Source organism: Pseudomonas sp. ME-P-057, assembly GCF_030208975.1.
Classification (GTDB): Bacteria; Pseudomonadota; Gammaproteobacteria; order Pseudomonadales; family Pseudomonadaceae; genus Aquipseudomonas; species Aquipseudomonas lutea.
On the sequence record NZ_JARVSX010000013.1, the window covers coordinates 60,079 to 82,079 of the forward strand.

A 22,001-nucleotide genomic window follows, 5' to 3' on the forward strand; every position below is an offset into this window, starting at 1 on the left:
CCCCGCATCGTTCAACGAGGCAGAATGTAGCGCTCGATGGCCTTGGCCAGACCGTCTTCCGCGTTACTGTCGGTCACGTAATTGGCGTGGGTTTTGACGCCTACCTCGGCCTGGCCCATTGCAATCGACAGCCCGGCACGCAGGAACATCGCCACGTCGTTGCCCGCATCGCCAATCGCAGCAGTGTGGGCCAACGGCACGCCCAAGGTTTCAGCCAGCGTCGCCAGTGCGGTGCCCTTGTTGGCGTCCAGCGCAGTGACGTCCAGGTAATAGGATTGCGAACGTGCCGCCAGCGCAGACACAGCAATCAGTGGATTGAGCTTGAGCTCAAGGCGCTTGAGCAACTCGAAGTCCTTGCTCGCCGCGACGATCTTGTCGATGCGGTCCAGGTACTCGTCGAAGCTGTCGACCTGAACGAAGTCGTAGCCCAGCGTGTTGCGCTCGTGATCGACGTAATCCCCTTCGGGATTGAGCAGCAGCCACTGGTCATCGGCAAAAACCCAGACGGCCACCGCCTCGCTGGCGAATAGCTCAAGGCTGATGCGCGCGGCTGCGGCATCAATGCGGTGAGCTTTCAACAGGCTGCCGTCAGGGTTGATGATGTTGGCGCCGTTGAAGGCCACCGTCGGCAGCTTGATGCCCAAGGCTTCGATCTGCTGACGCATGGCGCGCGGCGGACGGCTGCTGGCGACCGAGAAATGAATCCCGGCCTCCTGCAATTTACGCACAGCGTCAATGTTGGCCTGGCTCAGGCTGTGATCGGGGTGCAGCAGCGTGCCGTCGATGTCTGACAGCATGAATCGGATGAGGGGTAGCGAAGCATCACTCATCCCAGACGCTGCCAGGTGCGGCCATCGCGGGCCAGTAATTCGTCCGCGGCCGCTGGACCATCCTCCCCGGCGTGGTAAAGCTCCACCTGCGGATCCTTGGCCCAGGCGTCGATGAAAGGCTGCACCGCGCGCCAGCCGTTCTCGATGTTGTCTGCGCGCTGGAACAGCGTCTGATCGCCGGTCAGGCAGTCATAAATCAGGGTCTCGTAGCCCGTGGACGGCTGCATCTCGAAGAAGTCCTTGTAGGCAAAGCCCAGCTCGATGGTCTGCATGTCCAGGGTCGGCCCCGGCTTTTTCGCCTGCAGGTCGAACCACATGCCTTCGTCGGGCTGGATCTGAATCTTCAAAAAGTTCGGCGCGACGCTGTCGACATCGGTGTCGCGGAACTGCGCATACGGCGCGGGCTTGAAGCAGATGGCGATCTCGGTATCGCGCACGCTCATGCGCTTGCCGGTGCGCAGATAAAAAGGCACGCCCATCCAGCGCCAGTTATCAATCATCACTTTCAGCGCGACGTAGGTTTCGGTGTTGCTGTCGGGGGCAACGCGGTCTTCCTCGCGGTAACCGGTCACGGCCTTGCCCTCGATGCTGCTTTCCGAGTACTGACCGCGCACCGAATTGGCCAGGGCCTCCATTTCGGACCAGGGGCGGATTGCGCCGACCACCTTGGCTTTCTCGCCACGCACGGCGTCAGCACCGAATGCAGCCGGCGGCTCCATGGCGACCATGGCCAGCAACTGGAACAGGTGATTGGGCACCATGTCCCGCAGCGCGCCGGTGGTCTCGTAAAAACTGCCACGGGTTTCGACACCGACAGTTTCAGCTGCGGTGATCTGCACGTGGTCAATGTAATGGTTGTTCCAGAACGACTCGAACAAACCGTTGGAGAAACGGCTCACCAAAATGTTCTGCACCGTCTCCTTACCCAGGTAGTGGTCGATGCGGTAGATCTGCTTCTCGCTCATGACCTTGAGCAAGCAGTTGTTCAGGGCCACGGCGCTGGGCAGATCATGGCCGAACGGCTTCTCGATCACCACGCGCCGGAAGCTCTCGTCGTCCTCGACCATCAGCCCGGAAGAGCCCAGGCGCTGCGTCACTTCACTGAAGAAACGCGGCGCAGTCGCGAGGTAGAACACGGCATTGCGGGTGCCGGTGCTCTGGATCTTCGCGTTGATGTCGGCATACGTGGAGTCGTCGAGGAAATCACCGGTGATGTACGTGATGCGCTTGGACAAGCTGCCCCACAACGCTGGGTCCAGAGGGTCTTCGCCGCCCTGGGCGACCTTGCTGGCCGCCTCCTGACGAATGAAATCCTCAAGCTTTTTGGCGAAGTCGGCGTCGCTGACGGTGTTGTGGTCCACGCCAACGATGTGCAGGTCCTCGCCCACCAGCCCGTCGCGGAACAGGTTGTAGAGCGCGGGCATCAGCAGCCGCTTGACCAGATCACCGTGGGCGCCGAAAAGGAACAGCGTGGTCGCCGGAGCGACCGGAGCATTCTGCTTGCTGCGCGATAAACCCATTATTTTGGTTCCTTGTGACCACCAAATCCGAAACGCATGGCTGACAGCATCTTGTCGCCGTACGTGCTTTGTTGACGGGAGCGGAAGCGGGCAAACAGCGACGTGGACAGCACCGGAACCGGTACCGCCTGCTCCATGGCCGCTTCAATGGTCCAGCGGCCTTCCCCGCTGTCGGCCACCGAGCCCGAATAGGCATTGAGCTGCGGATCGGTCGCCAGTGCATCAGCGGTCAGGTCCAGCAGCCAGGAGGACACTACGCTGCCGCGACGCCACACTTCGGCGATGTCGCCCAGGTTCAGGTCAAAGCGCTGGTCGGCCGGCAGGTTGTCAGAGTTTTTGGTCTTGAGGATGTCGAAGCCTTCGGCGAAGGCCTGCATCATGCCGTACTCGATGCCGTTGTGGATCATCTTGACGAAATGACCGGCGCCCGGTGGGCCGGCATGGATGTAGCCATGTTCAGCGCGCGGATCGGCGTCTTTGGCGCGGTCTTTGGTGCGGGGAATTTCGCCGATGCCCGGGGCCAGCGTTTTGAAAATCGGGTCGAGTCGGGTAACGACCTCTGTTTCGCCGCCGATCATCATGCAGTAGCCGCGCTCCAGCCCCCAGACGCCGCCCGAAGTACCGACGTCCACGTAGTGCAGGCCCTTGTCTTTCAATGCCACCGAACGGCGCACATCGTCTTTATAGAAAGTATTGCCACCGTCGATGATCACGTCATCGGCATCGAGCAACCCTGCAAGTTCGTTGATGGTGTCTTCGGTTGGAGCGCCAGCAGGCAACATGACCCAGACAGCCCGCGGCTTCTCCAGCCCGGCCACCAGCGACGCCAGGTCGTGGGCCGGGGTCGAACCTTCATTTGCGAGCGCGGTACGAGACGTCTCATCGTGATCATAAACCACAGTCGTGTGGCCATTGAGCATCAGTCGACGTGCGATGTTGCCGCCCATGCGGCCTAGTCCAACAATCCCGAGTTGCATGTAGAGGTGCTCCTTAATCAAATTCAGAGGTGCCTCATTTTATAGCCCAGTGCCGCATAGTGGGTTAGTCCGGGGAGGCAAACTAGGGTTTCCCGGTGAAAAAACTTTCATGTGCAGACGCGCATGGGGTTTGCAAGACTGCCCTATGGCGCCGGTTTCCGCGATCCTGAACGGCGGCTGACCATCAAAAATAAAAAAGTTCCTTTTTTCTGCAAAAGAAATCAGAATCCCGGCCGATAGAGGTACTGAGCAGGACGTGGCGAGCAGCAACCCGCCATTGCCTGGACCTTTGAAGTTGAATCCGCCATTGCGAGGTGTCCAATGGGCACAGTACTACCAGCCAACGCTCCACAAACGCTCTACGTCACAATCCGCCGTGACGAGCTGCGCCAGCTCAGGGAAGAACGCGCATTGTTGCAGAAGAAGGTCGCTCAACTGACCTCGATGATGCAGCACGCTCAGTTGATCGGCAGCAGCAACGCTCTGCACGCCTGACCACCGCGCTTCACCCTGCCAGGGCAAGCCCATCAACCGGCTTGCCTGAGCCTCGCTTATCCCCTCCTGCCTGATGCGCCTTGCGCAACGTCCACCGCAAATTTCAACCCTGCGTCGGACCCGGCAAGCACTGTTCCGTTCCCCTGACTGCATTCAGGCAGGTGCCTTAGCTCATTTTTCCTGCCGTGTAACTTACCTGCTGACAAAATTTTCACCCGCCTGAAAACATAATCCCGACCCTCAACCTGTTAGCTGCTGGCCAATTGCTGGCACTTGAATGAAATCGGACGGCGTTCAGCCGCCCGAAAAGTCTATAGCGGAGCGCTTGATGGCAACGACTGAACGGAGCACCACGACTCCGAAAAGATTCGACTGGGCGGGCATCGTCTGGCTGTTTGTATTTTTCTGGTACTTCTCCGGCATCACCCAACTGTTGATCCAGCTGACCGGCATCACCGGCTTCGCCGGCTTCCGCCAGGCGTTCGTGATCAGTGGTATCTGGCTGGCGCCGATGTTGATGTTCCCGAAAAAGACCCGCGCGATGGCCGCCGTTATCGGCGTTGTGCTGTGGGCTTGCTCCATGGCGAGCCTGGGCTACTTCTTCATTTATCAGCAGGAGTTTTCCCAGAGCGTCATCTTCATCATGTTCGAGTCGAACATCTCTGAAGCCGGCGAATACATGACCCAGTATTTTGCGTGGTGGATCGTGCTGGCATTCATTGCCCACACCGCCTTCGCGATCTTTCTCTGGACACGCCTGCGTCCGGTGTACATGCCACGCGCACGCGCCTACGCCGTGGCCGCTGCATTGCTGATCGGCATCATCGGTTACCCGCTCGCCAAGCAGTTCGCTCGCCACGACGACACCGCCTCGGCGCTCGAAGCCTTCGAGTCACGGATCGAGCCCGCAGTGCCATGGCAGATGCTGGTTGCCTATCACCGCTACACTCAGCAGCTGGACAGCATGCAAGGCATGTTGACCAGCAGCAGCAATATCCCCCCGCTGAAAAACCTACAGGACCAGCAGGCTAACCTGCCAACGACTCTGGTGCTGGTTATCGGTGAGTCGACCAACCGCGGGCGCATGCACCTGTACGGCTATCCGCGCCAGACCACGCCGAATCTGGACGCCATGAAGGACCAGCTGCAGGTGTTCAACAATGTGATCACGCCGCGGCCTTACACCATCGAGGCCCTGCAGCAGGTCTTGACCTTCGCTGACGAAGAAAACCCGGACCTCTACCTGAAGACGCCGTCGATCGTCAGCGTGATGAAGCAGGCCGGTTACAAAACCTTCTGGATCACCAACCAGCAGACGATGACCAAGCGCAACACGATGCTCACGACGTTTTCCGAGCAAGCGGACGAGCAGGTCTACCTGAACAACAACCGCAACCAGAACGCCCGCCAGTACGACGGCGATGTGCTGGAGCCCTTCGCCAAAGCGCTGACCGACGCCGCACCCCGAAAACTGATCGTGGTGCATTTGCTGGGTACGCATATGGCCTACCAGTACCGCTTCCCGGAGGAATACGCGAAATTCAGTGGACGTGATGGCGTCCCGGCCGACATCGATGACAGCAAGCTGGAGCTGTACAACAGCTACGACAACGCCGTGCTGTACAACGATTTCGTGGTGTCCAGCCTGATCAAGGAATACGGCAAGGCCGATCCGAACGGCTTCCTGCTGTACCTCTCCGATCACGGCGAAGACGTCTACGATTCACCCGGGCGCAGCACCCTGGGGCGAAACGAGAACAAGCCGACCATTCCGATGTACACCGTGCCGTTCATAGCCTACGCTTCGCCCAAGTGGCGGCAGACCCATGACTGGAATTTCGACAGCATCCATGATCGGCCTTACACCAGCTCGAACCTGATTCATACCTGGTCGCAGTTGGCAGGACTGAGCTTCGATGAGCTGGACAGCACCAAAAGCCTGGTCAGCCTGGATTTCAAGGCGCGCCCGCGCATGATCGGCGACCCGTACGCGCAGAAGGGCTTGAGTGACTTCGCGCACATGGAGAAAGCTGCCGGCCAGGCTGATGGCAAAGCCGACGTTGTGCAGAAATAATCGCCCTTTGAACCGCCATCCCACGAAAGGCCCGCACACTGCGGGCCTTTCGTTTGGGCGTGTGGTGGGTCAATTTCTGCCTGCTGGGATCAAGGGATCAGGCCTTTCATGGCGAAGGGTTTTGCCGCAACAGCACCCGTGTCACACGGCGTTCCTGCACTTGCACCACCTTCATGTGCCAGCCCTGCCACTGAAGTTCGTCCCCGATCACCGGCAGACGGTCAAGCAGGCTCATGACAAGGCCAGCCAGAGTCTGATAGTCGTCGGTGGCGCGCGCCTTGAACCCGACACGCTCGCGCAGATGACTCAGGTTCATTGCGGCATTGACCAGCACGCCATCGCCCTCCTCGACCAGAGCCGGCCCCTCGATCTCGCTGGCGTCCGGCAATTCGCCAGCGATGGATTCGAGAATGTCGGTCATGGTGAGGATACCGGCGAAGTCACCGAATTCGTTGATGACGAAAGCAATGTGCGTGGACTGCGCGCGCATTTGCTCAAGGGCGTTGAGGATCGAGAAGCTTTCCAGCAGGTTCAGTGTTGGCCGGGCCAGGTGCTCGACGTTCGGTTCGAGACCAGACAACCACGCGTTGAGCATTTCCTTTTTATGCACGAAGCCCAGCGGCTCATCGATACGCCCACCGCGTATCAATGGCAACCGCGAATAGGTGGAGCTGAGCAACCGCTGACGGATGCCCTCGGGTGTCTCATCCAGGTCAATAACGTCGACGTCGTTGCGCACTGTCATCACACTGCGCACCGGCCGTTGCGCCAACTGCAGCACGCCGCTGATCATCACCCGCTCGCGGCGGTCGAAAACCACTTCGCCACTGTCGGCGTCGCCGTCGAGCATGTCGGCGATCTCGTCGCCAACCTCCTCGGCGTTGGGTTTGCGCCCGCCCAGCAGACGCAACACGGCATGGGCGGTGCGCTCGCGGCGCGGCAGATCGCCCTTTACGCTGCGCTTGCGCCGTGCCCGGGCGATCTGGTTGAACACTTCGATCAGGATCGAGAAGCCAATGGCTGCATACAGGTAGCCCTTGGGAATATGGAAACCGAGGCCGTCGGCGGTCAGGCTGAAGCCGATCATCATCAGAAAGCCCAGGCACAGCATGATGACGGTCGGGTGAGCATTGACGAATGCGGTCAGCGGCTTGCTGGCGATGATCATGATCGCGATCGAGAACACCACGGCGATCATCATGATCGACAATTCGTCGACCATGCCCACGGCAGTAATCACGGCATCCAGAGAGAACACCGCGTCGAGGACTACGATCTGCGCGACGATGGGCCAGAACAGTGCATAGGTCGTGCTGCCCGAGCGCTGTGCGACGTGGCCTTCGAGGCGCTCGTGCAATTCCATGGTCGCCTTGAACAGCAGGAACACCCCGCCGAACAGCATGATCAGGTCACGGCCCGAGAAGCTCTTCCCGAATACTTCAAACAACGGTTCGGTCAGGGTGACCATCCACGAGATGCTCGCCAGCAAGCCCAGCCGCATGATCAGCGCCAGGGAAAGGCCCAGCACCCGCGCGCGGTCACGCTGCTCGGGCGGTAGTTTGTCAGCCAGGATGGCGATGAACACCAGATTATCAATGCCAAGCACCAGCTCAAGCACGATCAGGGTCAACAGGCCAAGCCAGGCCGTGGGGTCAGCGATCCACTCCATGGGTCAGCCCTCCATGACGGGCAGGTAGACAGCCACGCGAATGCCGGCCGTACGGTCGGGCAACGCGCGGCTGGCGGGGTTTGAGTGCGGGGGCGTAACAGCGAGGTGACGGCTTGCGACGCTTTTTAAAAAGAGTCGGCTTGAAGGGAGTGGAAGACTGGGAGGTTCCAGAGAGGGCGACATGTGAGTCCTGAAGGCAATACGGGAGGCGATCCTATCGCGCTCTCGGAATCGCCTTACAGGACACAACTGTTACAAATAGTTTGAGAGGTGTTGCTGGCGCAACAACTACAGGCCACGCACACATGAAATCGGCGGCGAACTGAATGAGCGCCTTCGTACAGCGTCGCCTCTGTAGGAGCCGGCTTGCTGGCGAACGCGGTGAGTCAGCGGTGAGTGTGTCGACTGACCATACGCATTCGCCAGCAAGCCGGCTCCTACGGGCCCCCGCGTATCATTTGCGTGCGAGCCGATGCTCGGGCTCACGCTTCCCGGCTGAAGCCGGTCCCACTCTCACAGCATCGCGAGAATCCAGTGGTATCGGCGTTCGCCATTGCCACTCAATGCGACTCAATTGCCCTTTAGCTACAACGCCTTCTGCCAGAACAGCGCACGGCCCATTTGCGGATCCAGCTGGTAGTCGGCGAAGCCTAGCTTGCGGTAAGCGCCTTTAGCGGCTTCGTTGCCTTCCAGCACTTCAAGGGTGATTTTGCAGCAGCCGCGCTGACGGGCGATCTCTTCGACCTTCGCCAGCATCTTTTGACTGATACCCATGCCTCGCGCCGAGGCGATCACGACCACATCGTGGACGTTGATCAGGGGGCGGCAAGCGAAGGTCGAGAACCCCTCAAAACAGTTCACCAGGCCGACCGGTTCGCCTGAGATGAACGCCAGCACGCTGAAGGCATGGGGCCGCTTGGCCAGTTCGATTGCCAGCTGCTGGCGGGTGTCTATCGATAAAGACTCCCCGCCGCCCATGGCGTCTTCCGCGTATTGGTTGAGCAGAAACCCGATGGCTTCAGCATGAACCGCATTGCTGTAACTCGCCTGCAGTACCAGAACCTCAGGAGCTTGCATTGACTTCCTCGACCCGCAAAAAAACTGAACAGGCGCCGGGCTGAACAATGCCGGTGCGCCGCGTGGCGCAGATTCTAACCCCGGGATCGGGAAATAATCTTTATACGGAAGTAGGAAATGTCTCTGATCGGGCAGGAATTTAGCCATCACGCACCAAGAAAAGGCACACCATTAAAAAGGGGTGGTTTTTGGGCCAGGACAGCGCGGCAGCAGCGTCGGAGTAGACCACTTGTTGAAAGATTGTCAAACAATCCGACCGGCGGCACCCCGCGATAATCGCGCAGCGCCCATGCTCCACGCCTGCGCGTTCACACGCGTGCAGATCGATCCGACGCAGCGAATACCAGCGGCAACCGCCCCGCTACCCCGCCAGCCAGACATCGCCCTGAAAAATAGTCGAAACTTCTTCACAGCCCGCGAGGTCATGTGAATAGAGCAACTATGCTGTTGAAAAAAATCAAGCAAAGTCCGCTTTCACCTGGTCCTTGTATGTGCAGTCGGTAAATGGGTATCGATTTTGCGTAGGTCTTGTGTGCCTGGCCATAGGAAATGGCCGCTGCAATTAGAAATTGCACCATTGCTGTACCAACACTGCATATCGAACTGGAGAAAACGATGATTAGTGCCGCTGTCAAAACCCAGAAGGGAGAGAGTTTTAATCAGCCGGCCAGCGAGCTGACCCATCTGCCGGTCTTCGCAACGACGAGCGCACCCGTGCTGCAACTGCCTCCTGTTCAACCGGCGATTTCTTCGGTAACCCGCAAGAAAATCCTGTTCGTGACTTCAGAAATGGCCGACCTGGTGAAAACCGGTGGCCTGGGCGATGTGTCTGCCGCACTGCCGCGCGCCATGCGCCACCTGCACGATGTACGCGTGCTGATTCCCGGCTATCCGCAAGTGATCAACAGCGGTAACCCGATTCACATCATCAGCGAGCTGAACGGCCACGCTGCGCTGCCGCCGTGCAAGATTGGCCGAATGGACATGAAAGATGGCCTGGTCATCTACGTGCTGATCTGTCCTGAATTGTATGAGCGCCCGGGCACTCCTTACGGCGACAACGAAGGACGCGACTGGTCCGACAACCACATTCGCTTTGCCCGCCTGGGCCTGGCCGCTGCCGACTTCGCTGCCGGCGCAGTCAAGACCCAGTGGTGCCCGGAGCTGGTTCACGCCCATGACTGGCCAGCAGGCCTTGCACCGGCCTATATGAAATGGCGCGGGCAAACCACCCCGTCGATCTTCACTATCCACAACCTCGCCTATCAAGGCTTCGTCAGCATTGCTTCCAGCCGCGAGCTGGGCATCCCGGACGAAGCGCTGAGCCCTGAGGGGATGGAGTTTTACGGCCAGTTGTCCTTTATCAAGGCTGGCATGGCGTACTCGAGCCACATCACCACCGTGAGCGCGACCTACGCCAAGGAAATCACCACCCCGGATTTCGGTTGTGGTCTGGAAGGCTTCCTGCAAAGCAAGGCTGATCGCGGCCAACTGAGCGGGATCCCCAACGGCATCGATGAGAGCTGGGATGCCGCGACCGACGAGCACCTGATTTGCCGCTTCGCGCCGAACGAGTGGACCCGCAAGGAAATCAACGCCGACTACGTGCGCGAATTGTTTGAACTGGAGCCATCGACCGGCCCGCTGTTCGCCGTGGTCTCGCGGCTGGTGTACCAGAAGGGTCTGGACCTGACCATCGGCGTGGCCGAGTACATCGTCAACAACGGCGGCCAGATCGCGATCATCGGTCGTGGCGAGCCAGAGGAAGAAGACGCCATGCGCGAGCTCGCGGCGCGCTTCCCGGGCCAGATCAGCGCGCGCGTCGGCTTCAACGAGACCGACGCCCGCCGCATGTTTGCCGGCAGCGACTTCCTGCTCATGCCTTCGCGCTACGAGCCTTGTGGCTTGAGCCAAATGTATGCGCAACGCTTCGGTTCCCTGCCCATCGCCCGCCGCACCGGTGGCCTGGCGGACACCATCGAAGACGGTTGCACTGGCTTCCTGTTCGATGAGTCCACCGTAGAAAGCTACACCGAAGCCCTGACCCGCGCATTCAAGGTCTTCGAAAGCCCTCTGTTGCTCAACGCCATGCGCTGCCGCGCCATGGCTGCTCCGTTCGATTGGCACAAGGCGGTTGAACCGTACGCCGATCTGTACCAGGAGCTGCTGAAGAAAAACGCAGCCGTGGCGCTGCATTATTGATAAACCACTGATCAGGAGTTTCGGATGCCATCGCGCACGGATCAAAACTGGCGCCACGGCGCCGTCATGCTGGATCAGCAACACACCCGGTTTGCCCTCTGGGCACCGGACGCCAAAGAAGTCAGCGTCGAGTTCGAAAACGGGCCAGCCCAGGCCCTCCAGCCTAAAGAAGACGGCTGGTTTGTGCTCGACGCGGCCTGTGCCGCCGGCACGCGCTACCGCTACCGCGTTACCCTCGACCCCGAAAACACCCTCACCGTACCTGACCCGGCCTCCCGGGCGCAGGACGGTGATGTGCACGGTTACAGCATCGTCGTTGATCAGTCAGCCTACCAATGGCAAAACCCGGGTTGGCAAGGTCGCCCGTGGCACGAAGCGGTCATTTATGAACTGCACGCAGGCGTACTGGGCGGCTACGAAGGCGTCGAGCAGCGTCTCCAGCATCTGGTCGATACCGGCATCACCGCCATCGAACTGATGCCGATTGCGCAGTTTCCCGGCGATCGCAACTGGGGCTACGACGGTGTCCTGCCCTACGCCGCGCAGTCCTCCTACGGCACACCCGATCAGCTCAAGCATTTGATCGACACCGCCCACGGTCTCGGCCTGGCGGTGATTCTTGACGTGGTTTACAACCACTTCGGGCCGGACGGCAATTATTTGGGCGCCTACGCCAAACACTTCTTCCGCAGCGACAAGAAGACGCCGTGGGGCGACGCGATCGACTTCCGTCGCGACGAAGTGCGCGATTTCTTCATCGGCAACACGATGATGTGGCTGCAGGACTACCGCTTCGACGGCTTGCGCTTCGACGCCGTGCATGCCATCGAAGACCCGACGTTCCTCGAAGACCTCGCCCGCCAGGTCCGCGACACCCTTGGCAGCGAGCGCCACGTGTGGCTGACGCTGGAGAACGAGCACAACGAGGCCACGCGCATGGCGCAGGGTTACGATGCGCAGTGGAACGACGACGGCCACAACACGCTGCACGTTCTGCTGACCGGCGAGACCGACGCGTACTACACCGACTTCGCGGAAAAGCCTACGCAGAAGCTGGCGCGCCTGCTGGGCGAAGGTTTTGTCTATCAGGGCGAAGCCACCCGCCACGGTCACACCCGAGGCGAGCCAAGCGGTCATCTGCCGCCCACCTCCTTCGTATTGTTCCTGCAGAACCACGATCAGATCGGCAACCGTGCGTTTGGCGAGCGACTGATCCAGCTGAGCCCGCCGCAGGCTTTGCAGGCGGCCACGGCCCTGTTGTTGCTGTCGCCGATGATCCCGATGATGTTCATGGGAGACGAATGGGGCGCGAGCGAACCGTTCCTGTTCTTCACTGACTTCCACGACGAACTGGCGGATGCGGTGCGTGAAGGTCGTCGCGGCGAGTTCAAGGACTTCGCGGCGTTCAAAGACCCGGCCAAGCGCGAGCAGATCCCGGACCCGAACGCCCTGAAGACGTTTGAAGCGTCGCGCCCGGCCTTCGATGCGTTGCTGCTGGAAACCGACAAGGGCCAGGACCATCGCAACTGGCTGGCCCTATATAAGCAGCTGCTGGAGATTCGTCGTACCGAGCTGTTTCCTCGCCTGGCCGGCGCCAAGGCATTGGGCGTCACCGAACTGGGCGACAAAGCGGTCAGCGCCCGTTGGCAATTGGGTGACGGCAGCGAGCTGCGCATCGATCTGAACCTGGGCACTGAAGCCGTCTCGACCGACGACCTCACCGCCAGCAGAATCCTTTATCAATCGCAGCCAAACTCCGCAGAACTTTCCTCACACGGCACTCTCAATCAATACACGGCCGTTGTCAGCCTGAAATCGAGTGATGCTGTGGAGGAACAGGATGAGCAATGAGCAACTGGAAACGCTGGCGGCCGAAGCAGGCCTGTCGGTCGACTGGAAGGACGCCAACGCCAAGCCGCAACGCGTAAGCCCCGAGGTCCTGCGCAAGGTCCTCGGCGGTCTGGGTTACCCCGCTGACACAGAGGACGAAGTCAAGGCCAGTCTTGAGCGTTTGCGCAAGGACAGCCAGCCGGCCACCCCGCCGCCGCTGATCACCGTGGACCAGAACACGCCTGTGGACCTGTCGGCGTGGTTCGCGCCAGCGAGCCCTTTCACGCTCAAGCAGGAAGACGGGCGTACGCAGGAAGGGAAACTGACTGCCCAGGCGCACATGCCGGGCGTCGAAGCAGTGGGTTATCACGCGCTGGAAATCGATGGCCAGTCACTGACCATCGCGGTGGCGCCCAAGACCTGCTACAGCCTGGGCATGGCCGGCAATACCCCGATCGCGCGTGACTGGGGCCTCACCACGCAGTTGTACTATTTGCGTCGCAAGGGAGATGGCGGCATCGGGGATACCCAAGGCCTGGAGGCTTTCGTCCGTGCAGCAGGGACGCGTGGTGCCTGTGCTGTGGCGATCAGCCCGGTCCATGCCATGTTTTCCAACGACAGCCAGCGCTACAGCCCGTATTCGCCGTCCAGTCGGTTGTTTCTCAACGCACTGTACGCCGCGCCCGGCACCATTCTCGGTGACGGCGCGGTTGAACAGGCCATCGAGAAAGCCGGGCTCGCGGCAGAGTTCAAACGCCTCGAAGACCTGCCGCTGATCGACTGGCCAGCGGCTGCGGCGGCCAAATGGACACTGCTGCGCACGCTGTATGCAGACTTCACCGGCAGCGATCATCCCTTTCATGAAGACTTCCAGAGCTTCCGTCGCGCTGGCGGCGAAGCGCTGGAAAATCACTGCCGCTTTGAAGCGCTGCGCGACGCAGGCGACACGTTGGGCATTGGCGGCAACTGGCATGACTGGCCCCAGCAGTACAAGGATCCGCGCCATGCTGCCCTCGATGAGTTCGCGGCGCAGCACAGCGACGAGATTGGCTTTCACGCCTTTGCTCAGTGGCTGATTGCACGCGGCCTCGAGCGCGCCCAGACCGCAGCACGCACAAGTGGCATGAGCGTAGGGCTGATCGGTGACCTGGCCGTTGGCGCGGACGGTGCCGGCAGCCAGGCCTGGAGCCGTCAGGACGAGTTGCTTTCGGCACTGACAGTCGGCGCACCGCCGGACATTCTCAACCGTGCCGGGCAGAGCTGGGGCATCTCGGCGTTTTCACCAACGGGCCTCAAGCGCAACGGTTTCCAGGCGTTTATCGAAATGCTGCGGGCCAACTTTGCGCACGCCGGCGGCCTGCGCATTGACCACGTCATGGGCCTGCAGCGCCTGTGGGTCATCCCGATGGGCTCGCCACCCAATGAGGGTGCTTACCTGAACTACCCGCTGGACGACATGCTGCGGCTGTTGAGCCTCGAGTCCTGGCGGCACAAGGCAATCGTACTGGGCGAAGACTTGGGCACTGTCCCGGAAGGGCTGCATGAAAAGCTGTCCGAGCGCGAGATTCTCGGCATGCGCGTGTTGTTGTTCGAACAGGACAACGCAACGTTCAAGCCCATCATGAAGTGGTCCAAAGACGCGCTGGCCACAACCAGCACCCATGACCTGCCGACACTGACAGGCTGGTTAAGCGAACTGGACGTCAAATGGAACCAGACCCTCGGGTTTGCCGACGAGGCCGCCGCGCAAAAAATGCGCGCCGATCGCGAACGCGAGCGGCAAGGCCTGGTGAAGGCGCTCAAGCAGAACTACACAATGCCAGGGCAGTCTGCCAGCGACATCATCGACCACAGCATCGCCTACCTCGGCCACACCCCGGCGCCGCTGGTTTTGCTCCCCATCGAGGATGCTCTCGGTATCGAGGAGCAAGCCAACTTCCCCGGCACCATCGACAGTCATCCCAATTGGCGACGTCGGCTCAACGGCGACAGCAGTTCTCTGCTGGATAACGCCGATGCGGCGCGACGTCTTGAAATTCTGGCAGCGGCACGCAAACAAGCCGCGGAGCGTGATCAATGACAACCCCCCTTAAATCTCTGCGGGCAACACAGCGCCTGCAGTTCCACAAAGACTTCACGCTGGACGATGCGACCAAGCTGGTGCCCTACTTTGCCCGTCTGGGTATCAGCCATATCTATGCTTCGCCGCTGTTGAAAGCACGCGCAGGTTCAATGCACGGCTACGACGTGGTTGACCCGCGCGTGATCAATCCGGAGCTCGGTGGCGAACCAGCGTTGCGGCGCCTCGTCGCGGCTCTGCGCGAAAACGGCATGGGGCTGATTCTCGACATCGTGTCCAACCACATGGCCGTGGGCGGTAACGATAACCCGTGGTGGCTCGACCTGATCGAGTGGGGCCAGCGCAGCCCATACGCCAAGTTCTTCGACATTCAGTGGAATTCTCCGGATCCGTTGCTAAAAGGCCAACTGCTGTTGCCGTTCCTCAGCACCGACTACGGCACCGTCCTGCAGAACGGCGAAGTCCCCCTGCGTTTCGACGCCGAAAACGGCAGCTTTTACGCCGAGCATTATCAGCACCACTTCCCGATCAACCCGGGCACTTACGGACCGCTGCTCAGTGCAGCGAAACGTCCCGAACTCGACGAGCTGGCTCAGCGCTTCGCCAAGTTGGACGAGTTCCCGCAGGCATACGAGCGCGCACGTCAGGCCAAAGCGGACCTGGCAGCGAGCGTCAAGGCCAATCCGGACCTGGTGAAGGCCGTCGAGAACGGGCTGGCGCAATTCGACTCCAGCACGCCGGAGGGCTTCACTCGGCTGCACCGTTTGCTGGAGCAGCAGGACTTCCGTCTGGCCAGCTGGCGTACCGCTGGCGATGACATCAACTGGCGCCGTTTCTTCGATATCAACGAGCTGGGCGGCCTGAAGGTCGAGCGCTCGCAGGTGTTCGAGGCGACCCACGGCAAAATCTTCGAGCTTATCGCCGAGGGGCTTGTGGACGGCTTGCGCATCGACCACATCGATGGTCTTGCCGACCCGCGCGGGTATTGCCGCAAATTGCGTCGTCGCGTGGACAGCCTGATGAAGCTGCGTCCGGCCGGCACGGAGTTGGACCGTCTGCCGATTTTCGTGGAAAAAATCCTCGGCCCGGACGAGCAACTGCGCACCGACTGGAACGTCGATGGCACCACCGGCTACGAGTTCATGAACCAGGTCTCGCTGCTGCAGCATGACCCGAAAGGCGAAGCGGTCTTGGGCGAGCTGTGGAGCCGCGTCAGCGGTCGCACGGCGGATTTCAACCAGGAAGTGCTGGAGGCTCGCGATCTGGTTCTGCATGGCACCCTGGCCGGCGATTTCGAAAACCTCGCCCAGGCGCTGCTGCAAGTGGCCCGAAGCGACGTCATGACCCGTGACATGACCCTTGGGGCGATCCGCCGTGCGCTGTTGGCGCTGGTGAGTAATTTCCCGGTCTACCGTACCTACCTGACCGCTTGTGGACGTTCGGCTGAAGACGAGCGTTTCTTCCAGCAGGCAATGGATGGCGCCCGGGAGATGCTCAGTGAAGGCGACTGGCCTGTCCTGGACTCGCTCAAGCTGTGGCTCGGCGGTGAGAAACTGCGCGACTACCCGACCGGCCCGCTGCGCGAAATGCGCCGCAAAGCAGGTAACCGATTCCAGCAGCTGACCTCGCCGGTAGCGGCCAAGTCGGTGGAAGACACGTCCTTTTATCGCTCTGCCGTGCTGCTGTCGCGTAACGACGTGGGCTTCCACCCGCAACATTTCAGTGCACCGGTGGAGGCGTTTCACCAGGTCAGTGCCGAACGTCATGCATCATTCCCCAATAACCTGCTGACCACCGCGACCCATGACCACAAGCGCGGCGAAGACACCCGTACGCGCCTTGCCGTGCTGAGCGAAATGGCGCCGTGGTACGCCGAGCAGGTGGAGCGCTGGCAGCAGCTGTCGGCGCCACTCAAGACGGGCGATACCCCCATTAGCCCCGGCGACGAACTGATGTTGTATCAGGCGATTATCGGCAGCTGGCCGCTGGATCTGGAGGGAGAGCCGGCGTTCGAGGCTTATGCAAAGCGTCTGACCCAGTGGCAGGAAAAGGCCCTGCGCGAAGCCAAGCTGCACAGCAGCTGGAGCGCGCCAAATGAAGCGTACGAGACAGCGTGCCGTGAGTTCCTGCAGCAATTGCTGCTGAGCCAGGAAGGCTTGGCCTTGCGCCAGTCGATTGGTGCGACAGCGCACCGTATCGCTGCCGCCGGTGCAATCAACAGTCTGGCGCAAACCTTGCTGCGCATGACTGCGCCGGGTGTACCGGACCTGTATCAGGGCACTGAATTCTGGGACTTCAGCCTGGTGGACCCGGACAACCGTCGCCCAGTGGACTATCCCGCACGGGAACGCGCACTGGCGGAATCCGTTCCGGTTGCCGAGCTTTTGACCCACTGGCAGGACGGCCGTATCAAGCAGGCGCTGATTGCTCAGGTGCTTGAGCTGCGCAACCAGTACCCCGCTGTGTTTGCCGAAGGCGAATACCTGCCGCTCGAAGTGGTAGGAGAAAAGGCGGAACATGTCCTCGCTTTTGCGCGAGTGACGGAGGAAATGCGAGCTATTGTTGTGGTTCCGCGCTTGCCGGCTGAACTATTAGGCACTGCGCAAACTCCATTCATCAGTGCAGTAAATTGGGGCGATACACGAATCAACCTGCCGTTCGCTGATTCAAATCCAAATTGGAAGGGACTTTTTTCACAGGCTACAGTCACATCCAGCAAGGAAATGTTGCTCAGCGCAGCGCTCAAGGAAATTTCTGTAAACCTGCTTATACAAACCTTGTGATACCGGGAGTGTCGAGATGAGTGCCGACGAGAAAAGAATCAGCGAACTTGCCCACCAGATCTGGGAAACGGAAGGCAAGCCACATGGGCAGGACGCCCGCCACTGGGAGATGGCGCGCAAGCTGGCAGCAGCCGAGGCCAAGTCGCCTAAGAAACCGGCCGCTGCGAAGACGGCGAAGTCCAAGCTTGACGACAAGGCGGAGCCCAAGGCTGCCGCTGCGAAACCCGCTGCCAAGTCTGCGGCCAAGCCGGCTGCAAAACCCGCTGCCAAAGCGGCGGCAAAGCCTGCTGACAAGTCTGCTGAAAAGTCGGCCGCACCGGCTGAAGCGAAAGCCGATGCCAAGCCAGCTGACAAACCCAGTGCCAAGCCAGCCGCCAAGGCCGCAGCGAAGCCTGCTGCCAAGCCCAAAGCCGCTGCCAGTGGCGCTGACTCGGGTGCCAAAGCGGCAAAACCCGCTGCCAAGTCTTCCGCGAAGAAGCCAGCCGCAGCCAAGCCTCCCGCGCCCTGACCTGTTGGTGTGACGCAACACCGTCGCACAGCCAATACCCCTGCCGCAGGACTCGCGTTTACAGCGACCCTGCGGCAACTTTCAACCCTGTAATAGCCACCCTGTTGCATCGCTGGCGCAGTCCTGGAACTGCGGCCACGGCTTTGTTCGCCTTCAGGAACTCATTCGAACGTCAGGAATACACATGAGCACGCAAGATAAGAAAGCCGCTACACAGAATGAATCCGGCAACGCTGGCGCCCCCGAAGTCACGGCCTCGCGCATTCGTGAAGGCCTGCCCTTCCCGTTGGGTGCCAGTTGGGACGGCCTCGGCGTCAACTTCGCGATCTTTTCCGCCAACGCCACCAAGGTCGAGCTGTGTCTGTTCGACTCCGCCGGCGAAGTCGAGCTGGAGCGCATCGAGCTTCCGGAATACACCGACGAGATTTTCCACGGCTACCTGCCTGACGCCCACCCGGGCCTGGTCTACGGTTATCGCGTGTACGGTCCGTACGATCCAAAGAACGGCCACCGTTTCAACCACAACAAACTGCTGATCGACCCGTATGCCAAGCAACTGGTCGGCGAGCTGAAGTGGTCTGAAGCCCTGTTCGGTTACACCATCGGCCATCCCGATGACGACCTGAGCTTCGACGAGCGTGACAGCGCCCCGTTCGTGCCCAAGTGCAAGGTCATCGACCCTGCATACACGTGGGGCCGCGAGCAGCGCGTCAACGTGCCGTGGGACAAGACCATTTTCTACGAGACCCACACTCGTGGCTTCACCATGCGCCACCCTTCGGTGCCTGACGAAGTCAAAGGTACGTTCTCCGGCCTGATGGTCGACGACGTGATCCAGCACATCAAAGGTCTGGGCGTGACGTCCATCGAGTTGCTGCCGATCCACGCCTTCGTCAATGACCAGCACTTGCTGGAAAAAGGCATGACCAACTACTGGGGTTACAACACCCTGGCGTTCTTTGCCCCTGACCCGCGCTACCTGGCACACGGCAAGATTGCCGAGTTCAAGGAAATGGTCGCGCACATGCACCATGCAGGTCTGGAAGTGATTCTGGACGTGGTCTACAACCACACCGCTGAAGGCAACGAGCGCGGCCCTACCCTGTCCATGCGCGGGATCGACAACGCCTCGTACTATCGCTTGATGCCTGACGACAAGCGCTACTACATCAACGACTCCGGCACCGGCAACACGCTCGACCTGAGCCACCCGTGTGTGCTGCAGATGGTCACCGATTCGCTGCGCTACTGGGCGACTGACATGCACGTCGACGGTTTCCGCTTCGACCTGGCAACCATCCTCGGCCGTTACCATGACGGCTTCAGCGAGCGTCACAGTTTCCTCGTGGCCTGCCGCCAGGATCCCGTGCTGCGTGAAGTGAAACTGATCGCCGAGCCGTGGGACTGTGGTCCAGGCGGCTATCAGGTCGGCAACTTCGCGCCGGGCTGGGCCGAGTGGAACGACAAATTCCGCGACAACATCCGCGCGTTCTGGAAAGGCGATGAAGGCCAACTGGCCGACTTTGCCAACCGCATGACGGCGTCCGGCAACCTGTTCAATCAGCGTGGCCGCCGCCCATATGCCTCGGTCAACTTCATCACTGCCCACGACGGCTTCACGTTGCATGACCTGGTGTCTTACAACGACAAGCACAACGAGGACAACGACGAAAACAACCAGGACGGCAGCAACGACAACCGTTCCTGGAACTGTGGCGTAGAAGGGCCGACGGACGATCCTGAAATCAACGCATTGCGCCTGCGCCAAATGCGTAACTTTTTCGCCACGCTGCTGTTCGCCCAAGGCACGCCGATGGTGGTTGCCGGTGACGAGTTCGCCCGTACCCAGCACGGCAACAACAACGCCTACTGCCAGGACAGCGAAATTGGCTGGGTCAACTGGGATCTGGACGAAGACGGCAAGGCGCTGCTGACGTTCGTCAAACGCCTGATCAAGCTGCGTCAATCGCATCCGATCCTGCGTCGCAGCCGATTCCTGGTGGGCGATTACAACGAGGAATTGGGCGTCAAGGACGTTACCTGGCTGTCGCCAAGTGGCGACGAGATGAGCACCGAGCAATGGGAAGACCCGAACGGCCGCTGCCTGGGCATGCTGCTGGACGGTCGTGCACAGGAAACCGGTATCCGTCGTCGCGGTTCGGAAGCGACGCTGCTGCTGGTGGTCAACTCGCACCATGACGGCGTCAACTTCACGCTGCCGGAAGTGCCTGAAGGCCGCAACTGGACCAGCCTGATTGACACCAACCAGCCGGAAATCACTGGCAAGGACGAGTTTGAATTCGGCACCGAGTACACGGTGACGCCTCGTTCGCTGCTGCTGTTCAAGCTGCAGAAGGAAGATTAGGCGTAAGCACAACGCGCCCGACTACCTAGCGACAATCGCTTGCCCGCGACCGGGTCAGCCAGCCAGATACAGGGCCGGTTGACCGGGTCGCGGGCAAGCGTCGTTTTGTCCTCGCATTATTCCACCACGCTATTGCTCACCTTCGCTGCCACGCCCGGTTTCATTGACTTTGTAGTCACAAATGGACTTGGGTGTTCCCACACTACAATTTATGTAGTGCTTTAAAATATTCACTACAAACCTGTTGACGGGCCTGTTTGGCGACGGCATAGTTCAAGCGTCTCCCCGATCGGGAGAGCTGGCAAATGTACCCCGGGCATGTTCGACAAAGCCGTCGAACCCACTCTGGATGTGTGCTGCCCACAAGGCAGATTGATGAAGCCGAACCGGCATGATCGACCACTTGGCCGAGCGCTGGCGACACGTCCTCATGACACTTGTGGTCAACCTTCCAGTTGCCCGTGTCACCAGGCGTCCGCCTTACGCTTCACCCGTTTTGATCATGTTCTCTGCCCTCATCGATAGCCATGCACCGACAGCCCGGCACCGGCTCTGTGTACCGACGGACCTTGCCTGTCAGCGTGTGAAGGACTGCGAATCGACGACCGGTTCGCCAAAGCGTTTGAACTCACTCGAAAGATTAACCAGTGGTCAAAAAGGGGTATCCAACCATGAACCTGAACAACCAACCTACCATTGATCAATTGGCTCGACTGTTCGCCGCCCGCAAGGACTCCCTGGATAACCACATCCTTTGGGTGTGTGAGGAAGGCAACGTGCATATGGACGGCCTCGGCGCATGCACCGAGGAGCAGCAGTTCGAGAGTCAGCACCCGCACATGCGCGCGCGTCTGAAGATGTACCGCAAGGGGCATGGCTATGTCGGCAAGAAGGCCGCTGCGGACAAGCAGTTCCTCGGTCAGGTGCTCGAAACCCTGAGCAGCGAGTGGGGCGCCGTCCAGCAACAGCCGGGTCTGAAGGTCATCGACAAGTTGTGCTGATCGCAGGCGCTGCTGCCTGCCTGTCATCGATGGCAGGCAGCAGCACGGTGTTGCAAGACCGCTTCCAGTGGCAAGCCACCTGAGCCACCTCTGAGCCAGGCTGCCCTCCTCTCTGCCCAATTGCCTTGAACTTGGCGCCGCTATCCTCTTCCAATGCATGCGGGCCGCCTCGACGGCCTCGCTTCAATTCATGGAACAGCAAAAGCCCTCGGGCAAATTAAGGTGCCGTAATGGATCTGGACAAGCTCAGCAAACACGTCAAAGCCGGCGAGATCACCGAGATCAATCTGGTCTCGGTCGAAGGGGGTTCGTACGTCATTCACGCGCTCATGGACGGCAAGTCCAATGCGATCACCAGCCCCAATGGCGAGGTGCTGCATGTGGCGTCGGTCGATGAAGCGCGCAAGTGCCTGTCGTCCACCGAAGAGGTGAAACTGTTCATCGTCCATCCGGTGGTCTACGACGAAATGGTTGGCCAGCCCCACACAACTCCCGAAGCACCGCGCGAGCCGATCCCGTTCCGCTCCGGTAACTGACCCGGTGGCGAGGGGTTCTTGAGCTGACTGCATCTGGCGCATGCCTGACAGCCC

15 protein-coding genes are annotated in these 22,001 nt (G+C 60.4%); 10 read left to right on the forward strand and 5 right to left on the reverse strand.

The window, feature by feature from the left end:
* Positions 1–11 precede the first annotated feature (11 nt).
* Genes QRN48_RS06780 through gnd form a run of 3 tightly spaced genes read right to left on the reverse strand, consistent with a single transcriptional unit; the run spans position 12 to position 3,327 of the window.
* Positions 12–830, reverse strand: a complete 819-nt coding sequence (locus QRN48_RS06780; RefSeq protein ID WP_191943456.1) for an HAD family hydrolase — start codon at positions 828–830, stop codon at positions 12–14.
* Entirely contained in the window at positions 827–2,350 is a 1,524-nt protein-coding gene (gene zwf, locus QRN48_RS06785; RefSeq protein WP_037010620.1) for a glucose-6-phosphate dehydrogenase, read from the reverse strand. Before zwf ends, QRN48_RS06780 begins: the two co-directional genes overlap by 4 nt.
* The gene (gene gnd / locus QRN48_RS06790) at positions 2,350–3,327 is read right to left on the reverse strand and encodes a phosphogluconate dehydrogenase (NAD(+)-dependent, decarboxylating) (RefSeq protein WP_285349613.1); all 978 of its coding nucleotides are present in this window, start codon (positions 3,325–3,327) and stop codon (positions 2,350–2,352) included. The genes zwf and gnd overlap by 1 nt, the downstream gene beginning before the upstream one ends.
* Positions 3,328–3,648: 321 nt before the next feature.
* Between gnd and QRN48_RS06795 the strand changes: the two genes are divergently transcribed.
* Positions 3,649–3,822 carry a DUF6026 family protein gene (locus tag QRN48_RS06795; RefSeq protein WP_152597594.1) on the forward strand — a complete coding sequence of 58 codons (174 nt, stop codon included), beginning with the start codon at positions 3,649–3,651 and terminating at the stop codon, positions 3,820–3,822.
* Positions 3,823–4,150: 328 nt separating this feature from the next.
* Positions 4,151–5,896 carry a phosphoethanolamine transferase CptA gene (locus tag QRN48_RS06800; RefSeq protein WP_285349615.1) on the forward strand — a complete coding sequence of 582 codons (1,746 nt, stop codon included), beginning with the start codon at positions 4,151–4,153 and terminating at the stop codon, positions 5,894–5,896.
* 106 nt (positions 5,897–6,002) lie between these two features.
* Here QRN48_RS06800 and QRN48_RS06805 read toward each other — a convergent pair whose 3' ends face one another.
* Positions 6,003–7,565, reverse strand: a complete 1,563-nt coding sequence (locus QRN48_RS06805; RefSeq protein ID WP_285349617.1) for a TerC family protein — start codon at positions 7,563–7,565, stop codon at positions 6,003–6,005.
* 585 nt (positions 7,566–8,150) lie between these two features.
* On the reverse strand, positions 8,151–8,642 hold the full coding sequence (locus QRN48_RS06810; RefSeq protein WP_037010630.1) for a GNAT family N-acetyltransferase: 492 nt from the start codon (positions 8,640–8,642) through the stop codon (positions 8,151–8,153).
* A gap of 615 nt (positions 8,643–9,257) precedes the next feature.
* Here QRN48_RS06810 and glgA point away from each other — a divergent pair.
* The 8 genes from glgA (at position 9,258) to QRN48_RS06850 (ending at position 21,947) form a co-directional block, all read left to right on the forward strand.
* Positions 9,258–10,844 (forward strand): glycogen synthase GlgA, encoded by a 1,587-nt coding sequence (gene glgA / locus QRN48_RS06815; RefSeq protein ID WP_285349620.1) that lies wholly within the window; start codon positions 9,258–9,260, stop codon positions 10,842–10,844.
* 24 nt (positions 10,845–10,868) lie between these two features.
* Positions 10,869–12,695 (forward strand): malto-oligosyltrehalose trehalohydrolase, encoded by a 1,827-nt coding sequence (gene treZ, locus QRN48_RS06820; RefSeq protein WP_285349622.1) that lies wholly within the window; start codon positions 10,869–10,871, stop codon positions 12,693–12,695.
* On the forward strand, positions 12,685–14,754 hold the full coding sequence (gene malQ / locus QRN48_RS06825) for a 4-alpha-glucanotransferase (RefSeq protein ID WP_285349624.1): 2,070 nt from the start codon (positions 12,685–12,687) through the stop codon (positions 14,752–14,754). The genes treZ and malQ overlap by 11 nt, the downstream gene beginning before the upstream one ends.
* Positions 14,751–17,537: a malto-oligosyltrehalose synthase gene (locus QRN48_RS06830; RefSeq protein WP_285349625.1), complete on the forward strand. Its 2,787-nt coding sequence runs from the start codon at positions 14,751–14,753 to the stop codon at positions 17,535–17,537. The genes malQ and QRN48_RS06830 overlap by 4 nt, the downstream gene beginning before the upstream one ends.
* Before the next feature lie 16 nt (positions 17,538–17,553).
* Positions 17,554–18,045 (forward strand): DUF2934 domain-containing protein, encoded by a 492-nt coding sequence (locus QRN48_RS06835; RefSeq protein WP_037010639.1) that lies wholly within the window; start codon positions 17,554–17,556, stop codon positions 18,043–18,045.
* 184 nt (positions 18,046–18,229) lie between these two features.
* The gene (gene glgX, locus QRN48_RS06840; protein WP_191943466.1) at positions 18,230–20,410 is read left to right on the forward strand and encodes a glycogen debranching protein GlgX; all 2,181 of its coding nucleotides are present in this window, start codon (positions 18,230–18,232) and stop codon (positions 20,408–20,410) included.
* 671 nt (positions 20,411–21,081) lie between these two features.
* Entirely contained in the window at positions 21,082–21,411 is a 330-nt protein-coding gene (locus tag QRN48_RS06845) for a hypothetical protein (protein WP_191943467.1), read from the forward strand.
* Positions 21,412–21,641: 230 nt separating this feature from the next.
* Positions 21,642–21,947 carry a DUF6482 family protein gene (locus QRN48_RS06850; protein WP_037010644.1) on the forward strand — a complete coding sequence of 102 codons (306 nt, stop codon included), beginning with the start codon at positions 21,642–21,644 and terminating at the stop codon, positions 21,945–21,947.
* Positions 21,948–22,001 lie beyond the last annotated feature (54 nt).